We start from the raw sequence: 15073 nt of genomic DNA on the forward strand, positions 1-15073 counted from the left end.
AAATGGAGTTTTTGAATCCATACATATTGTGGGGAAGTTTAGCAATTTCTATTCCGATAGTCATTCATTTTTGGCATCAAAAAAAAGGTAAAGTAATTGCTTGGGCAGCCACTCAATGGCTGAGCGAGAAAAACCTTCAACAGTCGAGAGGAATTCGACTGGATAATATTTTGTTGCTCATTATCAGGTGTTTACTATTGTTGCTTTTGGTTTTTATTTTATCGAAACCTTTAATAAAATGGGCAAAATCTTCTACCGATAAAGCAAAGATTCATCTTATTCAGCCCAATCAATTAGTTGTAGAAAATTATAAATTCGAGATTGAAGAAGCACTAAAAAGAGGAGAAAAATGCTATTGGTTAGCATCAAAACCCGTTCAGTTTGATGACATGAATGATACTCCGCAGCAAGCATTAAAAAGTATTGCCGCAACGAATATGCAAATTGCACTCAATGAAATCAGCCATGAAATAAATAACCAAACGCTCGAATTATACTTTGTAAATCAGCAATCTTTGGCAAAATTACCTGCCATATTTGTTCCGACAGATTTCAAGATTCACTCGTTGGTTGACTCATCCAAACAAACAAAGTTTTTATCTTTTTCAGAAAATAAAAGAAGTTATATCGATGAAGCCAATCTCTTAAAAACATCAAAAAATGCAACTCAACTAACAGGAGAAAGTGCAAATAATGGAGTTTTAAAAGTCGGTATTTTCAATACTGATGCCAATGAAAAAAAGCAAATTTCAGCCGCATTAATGGCTTTAAAAGATATTTACGAATGGGAGTTTGAGATTGACAATGAAGCAAAAAATGATAAAAAATACGATATAGTTTTCTCAGATAAATCAATACCGACTTCGGATAATAGTTTATATTTTTTTTCAGGAACAAAGTTTTGGAAACAGATTACCGCTCAAAATACCCAAAACGTAATTTATCTCGAAGATTTATTGAAACCCCAAAACAACGAATGGGTTTTTAATGGGCAATTACCCGAATTTTTAGGCAATAAAATTATTGATTTTTATAACTTACAATTAAGTAAACCATTGACTGATAATGAGTTAAATAATATTTTTCAAATTCAGAAATACCCACAAAAATCATCAAATGAATGGTTTTCAAAAAGCCTTCTGCTGATTTTTATTTTATTAGTAGGCCTTGAGCGATGGCTCGCAATTACGAAAAACGCATGAATCAACTCCGACAAATCATAGCAAAAGTTAATTTGCAACTTTATACCGTTGCTGCTCTGATATGTTTATTGGTAGCGGGGTCGGCTTATTTCTTGGTGCTTTTGGTTAGTCATTCTACACTTTGGGCTTTGGTAGCTATGGTGCTTGCCTTTGTGGGAATGGCTTTTCAACAAAAGCTTTTTCAAAATAAAAAAACAGAAGCTATCAAGCTTATTCACCAAAAGTTGGGCGATACCGAATACAGTCTTGACCTGCTGAATGTCGAGCAACCTAATTTGGCCGAACAACTGCAACTCGAACGCCTTTTTTCAAAAAATACATATCAAACACCGCTGGTTTACGACCAAAAACTGTTGTTGTTTTCTGGCCTTTTCGTCAGTTGCATAGCTTTCTATATTTTCTCCCCATCATTAAAATTTGGTCAGAATCAAGCAAAAATAAGTAGTTTATTACAAAATTCGCCTACTATTCCAATCACAAAACCCGAATTTGAATCGGCAACTTTAAGCATCACCCCTCCTACATACACAGGGTTGTCAAGCAATGAGTCGGATAATATGAATATTTCAGCCATTAGCGGTTCGTTGCTAAAATGGCAACTAAAATTTAGTCATTCAAACGATTTGACCGTAAAACTTAGCAATAATCGAGGAGATAAAGTTGGTTTCAAAAAATTGGGAGAAAGTTTTGAATATTCTGACCAATTAATTAGTTCTGGGTTATATGCTTTCAAAGCCTATTGGCACGATTCACTCATTTATCAATCTGATTTTTATCGACTTGAAGCCATTCCTGATTTGGCTCCAAAGATTGAACCTGCTTCAAAAGAATTATATCAATTACATTTTTTAAAAGACCCAAAAAACATTCAGGTTTCGGCCAAAATCTCCGATGATTTTTTGGTAAATCAAGCATTTATTGTAGCTACTTTGGCTCGTGGCTCGGGCGAAAATGTGAAGTTTAGAGAAGTGAAATTTCCGATTTCACAGGCCAATTTCAAATCGACCACTGTAAGCAAAAACATTGATTTAAAGGCTCTTAACTTTACCCCTGGCGATGAACTTTACTACTATTGGGCAGCCATTGATAATAAACGACCAACACCAAATTTCTCGAAATCGGATACTTATTTTATTGTTTATAAAGATACTTCACAAACCGAAGAGGCTGATTTGGCAACGATGGCCATGAATATCATGCCCGAATATTTTAGAAGTCAACGCCAAATAATTATTGATACCGAAAAACTGATTGCCCAACGAAAAAAACTTTCAAAGGAAGCATTTAATAGCACTTCCAACGAAATTGGCTTCGACCAAAAAGCCCTCCGCCTCCGCTACGGACAGTATTTAGGCGAAGAAAATGAAGGAGCAATTGGTGGGGTAAATGCCTTGCCAAGTGATGTAAAAACCGATGGTGATATGCTAAAGGGATTCAGACACGACCACGATGAGGGTGAAGGCGACCACGAAGATGGCGAAAAACATGACGAACACGAACACTCGCACGGGGCGGAAAATAGGAATGAAAATGACCCAGTTGCGAGCCTTTTGGCCGATTATGTGCATTCTCACGATGATGGAGAAGCCAATACTTTTTACGAGCAATCAACAAGAAGTTTATTGAAAAGTGCTTTGGAACAAATGTGGCAATCGGAATTACATCTGAGACTTTACGAACCCGAAAAAGCGATTCCGTATGAGAAAAAAGCATTGGAATTATTGAAATCTGCCCAGCAAAAAGCCAGAACTTTTGTCAAAAAAACAAGCTTTGACCCGCCGCCAATTAAAGAAAAAGAAAAACGTATGACGGGCGAATTGACCAAGTTTAATACGGCTTTCAAGTATCAAAAAACATACAGTCAGCAACAAATTGAGGCATTGATGGCCGAGGTTTTGGGTATTATTTCGAGTAAAGATGCCGAAAAAGCACTAAATAATGCCCAAAAATTAAAGTTAATGGAGCTTAGTTCGGCCATTAGTAATAAAGTAGTGAATAGTAGTTTATCCAATTGGAGTATTTTAGGTTCATTACAGCAGCTTATCAATGGCAAAGATTTATCAGAAGATGATAAACTGACACTAAAAACTAAATTATTTGGGCTAATTAATAAAACTTTACCGAGTAACAAAAATCCCAAAACACAATCTTACAAAGGCGAAAAACGCTTAGAAAAAGCCTATTGGAAGCATGTACAGCTATAAATCATTTTAACAATGTTTTGATTCTTCATGAATTCATCGGGCTTCATAAAATAGAAGAACGTCGGCAGGGTTTTGAACCCTGCCGACGTTAATCCATCCGATAAATTTATTTAGATTTTTTTCAGATTTACGAGCAAAATAGAATTTCGCTCTACTATTATAAATGAACTTGATTCAACAAATACAAAATTTCACGATTTACGATTGGCTTTTGGCAATTGGTTTGATTGCTTTGTTAGGTATTCAATTTTTTACTTTACGCAAACAAAAATCAAGTAAGCGATTCAAGATAAAAATTGCACTAAACTTAGTTTTTTGGTTAATAGTTTGCCTATTTATTATCAATCCGAAATGGGAAAAATCAACTGATAGTAATCGAGTTTTGGTATATGGTAATGATGTGCCATTGAGCGTTGTCAATCAACTGAAAGATAGCCTTAAAATTCAAGAAAGTTTTTCTCAGAAATCCTTTGATAAGAGCCTGATAGAAAACCCGAATTTTGCGAATCAAGTCGGAAAAGTGTATATTGTTGGACAAGACGCAAAGCCAGAAATATTGAGTAAAGTTGCTGGCCATGCAATTGAGTGGATTCCGAGTTTCAAAGAAAATGAATTACAAGAATTACATTGGTCGGCGGTTTTGCGAAAAGGTGATATGCAAGAAGTATCGGGGAAGATAAACCTTACTGAAAGTAATATTTTGTATCTAAAATGGGGGAAACAGACTATTGATAGCGTAAAACTGAGTAAAGGTTTCAATAATTTTAGCCTAAAGGTTCCAGTTTTTACACTTGGAGCAAGTTCTTTTGATTTATTTCTCGGCGACGATAACTTACGAAGTATTGAGTTTTTTGCTCAAAAAACTCAAGCGTTTCGAGTGTTGATGATACTCACAAACCCTGATTTTGAAAGTAAAACTTTGGCCGATTGGCTGGGCAGAAATGGCAATCAAGTAAAAATAATTAGTACAGTAGCCAAGAACACGCAAAGTGCAGTTTCAATCAACCAAATTGATTCTAATTTTACGCCTGATATTATCATTACCGACCCCTCGAATGCGGGAAATAGCCTGGTAAAAAAAGCATACTCAGAAGGAAAAAGTATATTTTTCATTAATCTTTCGCAGGCTGACTTAGCCGCCAAAAGTATCAATCAAGCACTTGGCACAAATTGGACTTTTAAAAGAATTAGCACGCAAGAGAACATTCCAATCTCAGCCGACTTAACGGCCTTGCCGTATTCGATTCAAGCCCATGATTTTCAGAAAAGTATTGGAGATTTCCCGATTGCTATTCAGAAAAAAAATGGAACGGTTAGCGTTAGCCTCTTGAATGAAACGTTTCCGCTAATGTTGAGTGGCGATAGCCTCAGCTACATGAAAATTTGGCAAGGTGCATTGCATCTACTTCGCCCATCCAACGCAACTAATGCTTTGCTTGCTGCACCTGTTTTCAAAGATTCTCCTACTGAAATCACCATTAATAGTGCTGAATCTTTAGCAAAAATTAAAGTAGAAAAAGATACAGTTAACGCTCAAAAATCAGACATAAATCCATTTTCAAGTCAAGTCAATTATACCTTCCGAGCAACTGGTTGGCAAAAATTGGGTGATTCAATTGAGGTTTTTGTTGAAAATTCAGAGACACAGCTTGCTAAATCTCATCTCTTACAACCTTATTTAAACGCCAGCCCAACAAAATCTGGTGAATCCCAGAAACTTTCAGTTGAGATTCCCGAATGGTTGTGGCTTGTAATGTTTGTTTTGGTTTTAGGTGCTTTGTGGATTGAGCCGAAGGTTTAATTGCATCCATTCATTTCAGCCGTAAAACTTGCATTATTCTCAACTTTAAAACCTGGTTCTAATAATATAGATTTACCACTTTTGTATTTTATTTTAAGGTTACTATTTATTGTAGTATTACTTCGTAAACTTTGAGCTTTAAAAACATTATTTTCGGTCGGATTAGTTGTTAAGTATTTGTAAGAAGCACAATTGATTATTACTTGTACATTCCCACTTGAAGTTCCTGAACAATATTTATCCGAAATACTATTAATAGCATATATAGTATCATCAACAGGACTTACAGTTCGGGTTAATGTTGAACCGAAATAATTTGAAAATAAAGCACCATCGTTGTATCCAAAATTAAATGGAGGAAATCCACTTAATGATGTTGTTATAGATGCACTTTCACCTTCTTCAATCCTATATATACCAGAGAGTATTGCTTGCGGTCGAGGTTTTATTATAATATTTGAATTACTCGAAGCTCCATATTCAATAGGAGATGTTGACCTAAATCGGATTCGATACCCCACTCCTGCAGAGATATTATCTGGAATCCTTATCATATACTCATTATTTACCTTAGTAAAGGTAACATCGGTAAAATTAAGCCCTTGGGCATCGGATATTTGGGGGATAAATAAATTGTCACTGTTAAAATTTCCTTGTGTTTCTAAATTAACTATTTGTGTTTCACCACCTATACATTTTATTGGTATGTTATTTTGAGTTAAAGACAGGTTTGCGTAAATTTTACGTCCTGTATTCGGCAAATAATTAATACTCAATTTCCCTGGCAAAACATCTGAAACACAAAAGTAATTGCCGGTATTAAGGTTAGTTATTGTAATTTCTGTTGGAGATTGAGCTGACGTTTGAGTCCCAATAATATATCCATCTTGATTGATTGTGATAGGTTGCAAACCAAATATAGGGAAAGATATAAATTGAGAAATATTTGTTGTGATATTATATAAACCATTTCCACCTTTAAGCTCAAACGGAATATAGAAAGGGTCATCAGTGTATTTGTTAATTGTACCAGATATTATTCTACCCTCACCTCTTTCCCTATAATTAATATTATTAACTAAGATTTTTGAAATTGAAGGTGTATTTGTTTCATAGCCTAAATTGTAAACCCCGCTTCCAACTTCCACAGGAATTGTACTTGAGAAAGTACCATTTATTTGAGTAGTTTGGCCTATATATATTTTTTGTTCATTGTTTTGAAAATAAAACTTTAAAATTGTTCCACTGGGAAATTCATTGATTGTATTGTAGCTAATATTAAATAAACCCGTTGAATTTTTACAGGGTATAAAATACGTATTTACTCCTGTAATTTGAGGGGCAAATTTAACTTTTACTGTATCTGGCACATTTACAAAACCACAATTGTCATAAGCATTGGCAATAAAAAAATCTTCGTCTTTATTGATAATTAAATTTGTTCCGATAAACACTGCTGGATTTTGAAATTTATAATAAAGTAGTGGCATTTGTGGGGTTATACTCAACTCTAAATTAAGCGGAAAACTCTCTGAAACAATATTATTTCCAAGTGTTGAACTTAAGATTCGAGAGGGGTAATATTTTTTAAGCGTTATATAAAAGTTTCCACTCAAAATTTCTAAAACATTATTTTGTTCATCCACTCTTACAAACCTTATCCAACAAAAATTATCAGGTATATTCTGAGTATTTATATCTGTCCAAATTTCATCAGAGGAATAATTACTAATTGGGCAATTTATCCAAATACCACTTTGTCGATTGAGGAATTGAACACCAACTTTAAAATTATTTGGTATTTCTCCAAAAACATAATAATTAATCCTTAGTGTATTTTTATAATTATTGCAAGAGACATTTATTTTTTGAAATTTAAGAATATATGGGTTATAATCTACTTTTAGTGTTTTGATAAATGGCTCTGTATAGCAGCCATTTGAAACTTGGTTTATAACAAATGACGTATCTTTTGTAAAATAAAACGGTTTATCTAACTTAATAATTTGATTAGTTGAAGTAATGAAATTCCCACCATAACCATAAAACATTACTGGGTTATATCCATTGGTAGCAACTGAATCGTTATTTGTCCATCCTCCAAAACTAAGGAATTGATTCTCAATTATACCACTTATTTCAACAAATCTTTGGAAAGAAAATACTTCTGGATACAACGATTTTATTCTCACAGGGCCATTGTAGGTCTTGAAAGTATTCGGAATTACCACATATTTTTTACCAACTTGTATTTCAATATTTGGGTTTGGATATCCAAACTCGACAAAAAATTTATTAGTAGGACTGAAACTCCCATTTGAAGTCCAATCAAGCCAAAGTGTATCACCAACACAAATTTTAGGTTTTAAGAGTGGTGCAAGCAATACCGCTGTTCGTGAAGGGTCTATATTTGAAACTTGAAAGCTACCAGCTACACTTCCTATTCCACATTGGTTCCAAGTATTTACGGGAAAATAAGTACCTGTTTGAAAAGTCATTGAGCGAATATAACCATCATTTTCTATTCCCGTTTCTGTATTTGCTTCTAACGGATACGTTCTTCCATCCGACATTTTTACCCAACCGTCATTGCAATTGGTAGTGTAATTTACTGCAAAAGTGCTTGGAGAAATAGAATATGTTGAATTTGCAAATGCTAAGTTGGGTACTTCTGTGATTTGAATTGGGGTGTTGTAAATAATACCTTCAAGATTTGGATTGTATGCAACGATTGAAAAATAATAATACGATAAACTGCTTATTGTACTATTTGTCGGTATAGTAAATTTGATTGTATTTGCAGACACCCATGTAGCGTTGACTTCTTCAAAACTTGAACTGTAGGACAATCTTAATGAAAATGGCTCAGTACTAATATATCTTCCAAACCTAACCTTATAACTACTTGCTTGATTTAGCGTCTGATTACTACTTACTTGCACAAAAATGTCTTGTCCTTTACAAAATTTAGTAGATGAAATTGACTCGATATTTATACTTGGAAACACATTAACTTGAATACCTCCCGAAACATTATTTTTGCAAGAGTTAAAGTATTGTGTGTAAAAAGCGTTGGTAAGTTCATAATAACCTGACTCTTTCGGATAATTAAACTTAACGTTTCTTTGTTGGTCGATAGATAACTTAATTTTTGAGTTAAGAAATAAGTCTAATTCATCGTATTGAAAACCACTTGGAGTTTGTGAAGTATAGCCAGTAATTAAGAAGCTTTCTCCATATTTCACATTATACGTTCCAGATATTGAATGACTACCCACGTCTTTTACGACTATAGAAGTTGCTGCTTCAATATCTTTTTCCACAATTTTTACTTTTAATTCATAAGTATCCGAAAGTTGACTTGAAGGAATGTCAATAATCAAAGAAGAGTTTAATCGTGTAAAATCTGGGTTGGTAATTTGCCCATTAGAGTTTTTTAGTTGAAGTTGAAAATTAATTCCTGTCGATGGAAGTGGGTTTTCGGTAAGTAATTTCACAACACATTTGCTTCCTGCACAAACAGAATTAAACTCATCAGCATTGGCTATTCTAAATTTTTCGCTATTTACCTTTAAATTATATCCAAAAATATTATTTGTTGTCCCACAAAAATTACTGGCTTTTTTTATACCATAAACTCCTGTAGAATTTAAATTTTCATTATAACTGAATTGGCGAGTATCTCCATTACCTTGACTAAAATATTTTTTTCCTGATATCGTTTCAATATTTACATCAGTCACTGTATAAATTTTAAACGGTAATTCAACAATATCGCTCTTATTATATATACCACTTTCTATTTGTGCCTTTTCAGCATATATATAAGAATATAATGGTTTTGAAAAGATAGTGATGTAATTATTATAAACAATAAGTGCTGGGGCTGTTGAGCGTATTTTTACATTTATATATTTATAATATTCAAACCAAGTGCCTGGATATGTAAATTTTATTTGATTATTTATAATTTCTACACTTTGAGTATGTAATAAAAAATTTCTACCATCTGTTGTATAAAACTCAATAAAAAATTGATTATTCGTGTCAAAAGTTCCTGAAGTTGTAACAGAAACAGTGGTAACTGTATCAATACAAGTTTTTCTTATTTCGTCCCCTAAACTAATTTGCTGTGCATTTACACTAAAAAAAATACAATAAGTTAAAAGCAAATGAAGAGTTAATATTCGTGTAAGAGTGCGTGCTATCATTTTATTCAGTTGAAGAATTATAGCAACTAATTAACACACAAAAAATGAATTATAAAAAAAATACTTTCGCCATTTTAGACGAAAGTATTTTTATATCACTTCAAAGCCTCAGCTCCATTCTTAATATCTTCTACAACAGTTGGGTCGAGAAGTGTTGAAATATCACCCAAATTTGAAGTTTCACCTTCGGCAATTTTACGCAAGATTCTTCGCATAATTTTACCCGAACGAGTTTTTGGTAAACCACTCACAAACTGAATTTTATCGGGTTTTGCAATTGGCCCAATCACACGAGAAACAGTTGCCAAAATATCTCGGCGAGTCAAATCTTCGTCGTGAATCATGCTTTCGCAGATAACATACGCATAAATACCTTGTCCTTTGATGTCATGCGGATAACCCACAATCGCACTCTCAACTACTCCTGTGTGCATATTGATGGCATTTTCTACTTCGGCAGTCCCAATTCTATGTCCCGAAACATTCAATACATCATCAACACGACCAGTGATTCTATAAAAACCATTTTCATCACGCATAGCACCATCCCCTGTGAAATATAGGTTGGGATAGGCTGAGAAATAATTGGTTCGGCAACGCTCGTGGTCGCCCCATGTTGTACGCAAAATTGATGGCCACGGGAATTTGATACATAAATTTCCACTGACGTTTCCACCCAAAATCTCATTTCCATTTTCATCAACCAACATCATTTGCACTCCTGGAAGCGGCAACGATGCCCAAGCTGGTTTTAATGGCGTAATTCCTGCCAAAGCCGAAATCATAATTCCACCCGTTTCGGTTTGCCACCAAGTATCCACAACTGGACATTTATCTTTACCAATATTTTTTGAATACCATTGCCAAGCCTCTTCGTTGATTGGCTCACCAACCGAACCTAAAACTTTGAGCGAACTTAAATCTTTTCCTTCTACATATTCCAAACCAAACCCCATCAAAGAGCGAATAGCAGTTGGAGCAGTATAAAGAATATTTACTTTGTGTTTTTCAACAATATCCCAGAAACGACCTGCGTCTGGGTAGGTTGGCACACCTTCAAACAATACCGAAATTGCACCCGAAGCTAATGGGCCATAAACAATATATGAGTGCCCTGTAATCCAGCCAATATCAGCCGTGCAGAAATGAACCATTCCTGCTTTATATTGGAAAACATTTTGGAAAGTATATGCCGCATAAACCATGTAGCCACCACAAGTTTGCACCACGCCTTTTGGTTTACCAGTCGAACCCGAGGTATAAAGAATAAAAAGTGGGTCTTCTGAGTCCATTTCTTCGGCCGGACAATCGCTTGTTACGTGTTTTTCTTCTTCTTCCCACCACACATCACGGCCTTTAATCATACTTACTGGCGTGCGAGTACGTGTAGCAACAATCACTTTCTTCACCGATGGGCAACCAATCATGGCATCATCAACGGTATCTTTCATCGGAATAGCTTTGTTTCCACGCACTGCACCGTCAGTTGTTACAACTGCCACACATTGCGAATCATTGATACGGTCAGCAATGGAAGTTGCCGAGAAACCACCAAAAACTACTGAGTGAATCGCCCCGATTCTGGCACAAGCCAACACCGCAATCGATAATTCAGGAATCATTGGCATATATATACACACACGGTCGCCTTTTTTCACGCCATTACGCTTCAAAACATTAGCGAAGCGACAAACTCGCTCAAATAATTGACGGTATGTAAGTGTCACACTCTCTTCATTTGGGTCGTTTGGCTCCCAAATAATGGCAGGCTGATTTGGTTTGTCTTTTACGTGGCGGTCAAGACAGTTTTCTGTAATATTGAGTTTTCCGCCCACAAACCACTCTACTTTTGGTTCGCTGAAATTCCAATTCAGCACTTTTCTCCATGGCTTTCTCCATTCAAAATTATTGGCTGCAATTTCGCCCCAAAAATCTTCGGGATTCTCTACGCTCTTCTTGTAAGCTTCTTCGTATTCTTGGAAAGAGTTGATTTTCATTTGAGGTAATATTAAAAAGTACTAAAATTGAATAAATGTATGTTTTTTTGATTGTGTACTCGTTATTGGTTACTTGTAAACTGGGGAGATTGGTTACTGTCGGCTAACATAATTGTAACCAATCACCAGTTCTCTAATAACAAGTAACCAAAATCTACCCAGTAATCCAGCTACTTTTGGGTATTTTGCTTAAAATAAAAATGACTAAATAACAAATTATTGTTGTCAGAATAAACTGCGTTGCGATGCCAATACTTGGGTGAATCCATTTGAAATTTATCTGAAACTGACGAGATAAAATTTTCATCGGAATCAAATGCATCAGATACATTCCGTAACTAAATTTATCTAATTGAGCGGTTAAAGTTGGTAAAATCTCAATATTCAGTAAATTCTTAAAAGTCAGAAATGCTGAAATTGACATCAAAATAACCGACGGACTTAGATAGTCGAACAAACTTGATTCATAAGCCTTGTTATTGGATACAGTCGAGAAAAAAATTCCTACAAAAGTTATCAGCCAACTTATCAGAAAAACTGCTAATGAGATAAAACCTACTTTTCTTTGAGACAAATTTATTTGAAGATTCCCCAGAAAATAGCCCAAAACAAAATATCCTAAATAACCCGAAAAGTATCGAATCTCAAAATTGCTTTTGATACCCAAAAACTTTTCAAAATATGGATAAACCGTACAGGCTATAAACCACATGATTAAGAAAAACTTTACTTCTTGGTCTGTCGCTTGCGTAATCCATCGACTAACAATTGGCGAAAATAGATAAAGCCCCAAAAGCATATAAACAAACCATAAATGCCCTGAGCCGCCAGCTCCACCAGTTAGTACTTTTTTTAGAATATCAAGCAACTCAAACTTTGTTTTTTCGGCTGGAATGAGTCCAAAATAATTTCCCCAAAGCATAAAAATAATTGTCCAAAGTAAAAAAGGAATGAATATTCTGGAAAATCTTTTTGATAAAAACTCTGTTAAATTTTTGTATTTTCCTAAGAGCAAATACCCCGAAAGCATCACAAAAACTGGCACAGCGAATCGACCGAAAGCATTTGAAGCATTGCAAATCCACCACCAACTATTGGGTATTTTCCCCATCAAGTAGATACCTCCTGCCGCACAATGAAGCATGATTACGGTTAGGGTTGCAAAAACTCTCAAATTTGAAATCCAGATTACTTTGGGCATTATTTAGCTTGCTTGTTTTGCTTCAGACTGAAAAACTCCAATTTTTCTATTTCTGATACACTCTTCTATTTCTGTTAAAATATTTACATCATCTATCGTTGAAGGAACTGTAAATTGCTCACCATCAATGATTTGACGAATTGTTTTTCTTAAAATCTTACCCGAACGAGTTTTTGGTAAACGCTTCACAACAACGGCATTACGGAAAAATGCGACCGCCCCTATTTGCTCACGAATGAGTTGAACCAACTCATGTTCCATTTCATCTTGTGTAAAATCTGCTCCATCTTTCAGCACCACTAAACCAATTGGTCGCTGCCCTCGAAGTTCGTCAGTAATACCAACGACGGCACATTCGGCAACAGCCTTGTGAGAACCAACAATTTCTTCCATTTCACCAGTCGAGAGGCGATGCCCTGCGACATTGATTACATCATCAACCCGTCCCATGATGAAAACGTAGCCATCTTCATCAATGTAGCCACCATCTCCTGTGAGGTAATAACCGTCAAACTTATTGAGGTATGAAGTTATAAAACGCTCGTCATCATTCCAGAGCGTAGGTAAGCAACTTGGTGGAAGTGGCAATTTTATACACACATAACCTTCTTCATTTGCACCGAGTTGTTGACCATTTTCGCCCAAAACTTGCACATCAAAACCACAAACTGGCTTTGTTGCCGAACCTGCTTTCACAGGAAACCGTTCTACTCCCATCATATTAGCCACAATTCCCCAACCACTTTCGGTTTGCCACCAGTGGTCAATGATTGGCACTTGAGCTATTTGTTGAAGCCATTCGAGAGTTGGAGGGTCACAACGCTCACCAGCCACAAAGATAGACTTCAGTGAAGAAGTATCATATTTTGTTTTTAGTTTTGCTTCGGCATCTTCTTTTTTAATAGCTCTGAAAGCGGTCGGAGCGGTAAAGAAAACATTTACTTTGTGGTCTTCAATTACTCGCCAAAATGTTCCAGCATCGGGGTTTCGGACTGGTTTTCCTTCGAAAAATACGGTCGTACAACCATAAATCAGAGGTGCATAAACGATGTACGAATGCCCAACAACCCAGCCCACATCTGATGCTGCCCAAAAAACTTCATTGGGTTTCACATCATAAATATATTCCATCGAAAAATTTAGTGCTACCGCATGGCCGCCATTGTCTCTGACAATTCCTTTTGGCTTTCCCGTAGTTCCCGAAGTATAAAGTACATAAAGTGGGTCAGTGGCATTGACTGCTACACAATCAACTGACTTTGAAGCATTTACATAAGAAATAAAATCAATATCTCGGCCATCAACCATGCTTGCTTGAAGAATCGGTCTTTGAAAAATTAGGCAATTTGATACTTTATGTTCGGCTAAATGAATGGCTTCGTCGAGCAGAGGTTTATACGGAATTACTTTATCGAACTCGATTCCGCAGGAGGCCGAAATGATTACATTCGGTCGAGCATCGTCGATTCTGATGGCGAGTTCGTGTGGAGCAAATCCACCGAAAACTACCGAGTGAACAGCTCCCAATCTCGCACAAGCCAGCATCGAAAATGCCGCCTCGGGAATCATAGGCATATAAAGTACCACAGTATCGCCTTTGCATACGCCCAAAGTCTGTAAAGCCCCAGCAATTTTTGCAACTTCGGTTTGTACTTGGACATAGGAATATTTAACGACCTTTTTTGTTGCTGCCGAATCGTAGATTATTGCGGTTTTATCTCCTCTACCTTGCTCAACGTGGTAATCAACCGCCAAGTAGCAAGAGTTCATCAACCCACCTTCAAACCATCGGTAAAAACCATTTTTATCCTGCGAGAGAATCGTTTTTGGTTTTTCGTACCACGCTATTTTGTCAGCCTGCTCAGCCCAAAATGCTTCGGGTTGGTCAATGCTTCGCCTGTAAAATGAGTCATAGTTCATTACTTTTATTATAGTTTTGTTGTACATTTTTAATTTTGAATGATAGAATGAGCGAATGAATGAATTAATATATCTGGAGAATAATATTCTATCATTCACTCATTCTATCATTGAGGCATTAATTAGCTTACTACCCCCGAAGCCATCATATTAATTTTCTTCACCAAATCACGGGTTGAAAATGGTTTCGGGATATACAAATCAGCTCCTACGCTATATCCTTTTTCAATATCTGCTTCTTTGCTTTTGGCACTCAAGAAAACCACTTTCGTTTCTTTGGTGTCATTTCCTCCTTTGATAAATCGACAAACTTCATAACCATCGACTTTGGGCATCATGATATCGAGCAAGACGATTTTTGGATGCTCTCTTTTGATAATGTCAAACGCTTCTTCCCCATCTCGGGCAATAAAGACAATAAAACCTTCTTTTTTCATCAGAAACTCCAACGAAAGCAAGATATTTGGCTCATCATCAACGATTAATACTTTTATGTTCTTTTGGATATTCATTGTCGTAAATCTTGTTGTATCAGAT

General features: G+C 35.7%; 8 protein-coding genes. 3 read left to right on the plus strand and 5 right to left on the minus strand.

All coding sequences use genetic code 11. From position 1 onward, the window contains the following. Positions 1 to 11: 11 nt before the first annotated feature. From IEX65_RS12070 to IEX65_RS12080, 3 genes are all read left to right on the plus strand, one after another. Complete coding sequence (locus IEX65_RS12070; RefSeq protein ID WP_188766319.1) at positions 12 to 1202, plus strand: BatA domain-containing protein; 1191 nt, start codon at positions 12 to 14, stop codon at positions 1200 to 1202. After that, on the plus strand, positions 1175 to 3406 hold the full coding sequence (locus IEX65_RS12075) for a hypothetical protein (protein WP_308424956.1): 2232 nt from the start codon (positions 1175 to 1177) through the stop codon (positions 3404 to 3406). Before IEX65_RS12070 ends, IEX65_RS12075 begins: the two co-directional genes overlap by 28 nt. Before the next feature lie 163 nt (positions 3407 to 3569). Then, positions 3570 to 5207 (plus strand): hypothetical protein, encoded by a 1638-nt coding sequence (locus tag IEX65_RS12080; protein ID WP_188766320.1) that lies wholly within the window; start codon positions 3570 to 3572, stop codon positions 5205 to 5207. Here IEX65_RS12080 and IEX65_RS12085 read toward each other — a convergent pair. From IEX65_RS12085 to IEX65_RS12105, 5 genes are all read right to left on the minus strand, one after another. Continuing rightward, positions 5204 to 9418, minus strand: coding sequence for a 3-coathanger stack domain-containing protein (locus tag IEX65_RS12085; protein WP_188766321.1), 4215 nt, complete (start codon positions 9416 to 9418; stop codon positions 5204 to 5206). The two genes, IEX65_RS12080 and IEX65_RS12085, sit on opposite strands and share 4 nt — an antisense overlap. Positions 9419 to 9513: 95 nt before the next feature. Further along, a complete protein-coding gene (gene acs / locus IEX65_RS12090; protein WP_188766322.1) occupies positions 9514 to 11415 on the minus strand; it encodes an acetate--CoA ligase in 1902 nt (633 codons plus the stop codon). Positions 11416 to 11569: 154 nt separating this feature from the next. Continuing rightward, positions 11570 to 12616: an acyltransferase gene (locus tag IEX65_RS12095; protein WP_188766323.1), complete on the minus strand. Its 1047-nt coding sequence runs from the start codon at positions 12614 to 12616 to the stop codon at positions 11570 to 11572. A gap of 3 nt (positions 12617 to 12619) precedes the next feature. Further along, positions 12620 to 14593 (minus strand): propionyl-CoA synthetase, encoded by a 1974-nt coding sequence (locus IEX65_RS12100; protein WP_262891858.1) that lies wholly within the window; start codon positions 14591 to 14593, stop codon positions 12620 to 12622. A 65-nt stretch (positions 14594 to 14658) separates the two neighbouring features. After that, entirely contained in the window at positions 14659 to 15048 is a 390-nt protein-coding gene (locus tag IEX65_RS12105) for a response regulator transcription factor (RefSeq protein ID WP_188766325.1), read from the minus strand. Positions 15049 to 15073 lie beyond the last annotated feature (25 nt).

Origin of the sequence: Emticicia aquatilis (genome assembly GCF_014644295.1) — a bacterium.
Lineage (GTDB): Bacteria > Bacteroidota > Bacteroidia > Cytophagales > Spirosomataceae > Emticicia > Emticicia aquatilis.

Excerpts from the sequence above, each read along its gene's own strand:
- IEX65_RS12105 (WP_188766325.1), bottom strand. The coding sequence starts at position 15,048 with ATGAATATCCAAAAGAACATAAAAGTATTAATCGTTGATGATGAGCCA.
- acs (WP_188766322.1), bottom strand. The coding sequence starts at position 11,415 with ATGAAAATCAACTCTTTCCAAGAATACGAAGAAGCTTACAAGAAGAGC.
- IEX65_RS12085 (WP_188766321.1), bottom strand. The coding sequence starts at position 9,418 with ATGATAGCACGCACTCTTACACGAATATTAACTCTTCATTTGCTTTTA.
- IEX65_RS12075 (WP_308424956.1), top strand. The coding sequence starts at position 1,175 with ATGGCTCGCAATTACGAAAAACGCATGAATCAACTCCGACAAATCATA.
- IEX65_RS12095 (WP_188766323.1), bottom strand. The coding sequence starts at position 12,616 with ATGCCCAAAGTAATCTGGATTTCAAATTTGAGAGTTTTTGCAACCCTA.
- IEX65_RS12080 (WP_188766320.1), top strand. The coding sequence starts at position 3,570 with ATGAACTTGATTCAACAAATACAAAATTTCACGATTTACGATTGGCTT.